Below are 1,269 nucleotides of genomic sequence, written 5' to 3' on the forward strand. Positions count from 1 at the left end.
TGTAGATACTCTGTTGCAGGTCAAGCTTTCGATAGGTGTTTTTCATCGAAAAGCTTGGCCGTATCAAAAGGCTCACCGCTGCGGATGCATGCCCAAATACCTGTCAGATATTTGCGCATGATTGCCCCAATTGCCTGCATCTTCTTCTTACCTCGGCCGACCAGTCCTTCATAGAACGCCTTAACAATGGGGTCACAACGCAGCGCGCTCAATGCGGGCATGAACGTCGCCGCGCGCAAGTAGGCATTCCCGGCCTTACTCATCCGGCCAGGCTTGTTCAAACTCGTTCCTGACTGCGTCAGACGCACGTCCAATCCTGCATAGCGGCTCACCTGGTTCGATTTCAACGTCGACGGCAAGGTCACCAACTCGGCCAGCATCGCAATAGCCGAAGCCTCTCCGATGCCAGGCCCTGCAATCATGCATTTGTAGCTTCTGCTCAGGTTCGGGCTTTCGAGAATCAGTTCAAGTGCGGCCTTGCGGAAGCGCTCAATGCGCTTGTCCAAGGCGTCGATGGCATCCTCTTCGTCCTCGATCAGCATCGACGACGTACTTTCGGTTGCCTTGAGTGCGTGCAACTCATTTTTGGCCTGCGTGCGGCGGCCGGTCAGGCGGTTCAAATGTCGTCCCAAGGCACGCAGTTCCAGCATTTGCGCGGTTGGCGCAGTCCATACCCGCGGCGTCATACGCTCGGCATACTCGGCCAGCAATTGAGCATCGATTTTGTCGGTTTTGCTGTTAGCCAGCATGATCTTGGCAAAGTTATGTGCACTTTTCGGGTTGATCACCGCCACGGGTAAGCCGGCGTTGGTCAGCTTGACGGCCAAGTCCAGGTAATAGACGCCGGTGGCCTCCATGACGATCAGCTCCGGCTTCAGGCTGAGCAACTTTTTCACCGCCAATGAGTGGCCTTTGGCGCTCTGTTCGATGGTCCAGTTTCCAACGACGTTTCCATCTTTACGCCACGCCATAGGCGCAGTTCGAGAGCCAATATCTACACCAACGACGAGAGCCATGTGTTCCACCTCAACGAAAAAAAGTAGAATGCTTCCGGTTCCCCGACCTCGCACTTCATGCCATCACAACCTTGTAATACGAAGTCCGACTTGTCGGCTTCTGGTTACTCTTCGTGGTAGGCAATGAGGCGGGGGGCCTCTCTACAGACAAGGTCAGGAGCAAATCCTGCCTTAAGCAGCTATCGGCCTCCCCGAAACGCTTTTTGTACACGCCCCGGCATTTTCTTGGGCACCGGGAAAACATACAAGCAGC

Annotated in this window: 1 protein-coding gene; it reads right to left on the reverse strand. The window is 54.9% G+C overall.

The genetic code is table 11. The features are described from left to right. Positions 1–20: 20 nt before the first annotated feature. On the reverse strand, positions 21–1,016 hold the full coding sequence (locus HBN79_RS23805) for an IS110 family transposase (RefSeq protein WP_153400687.1): 996 nt from the start codon (positions 1,014–1,016) through the stop codon (positions 21–23). Positions 1,017–1,269 lie beyond the last annotated feature (253 nt).

Source organism: Pseudomonas sp. WS 5051 (assembly GCF_012985715.1).
In the GTDB taxonomy this organism is placed as follows: Bacteria; Pseudomonadota; Gammaproteobacteria; order Pseudomonadales; family Pseudomonadaceae; genus Aquipseudomonas; species Aquipseudomonas bubulae.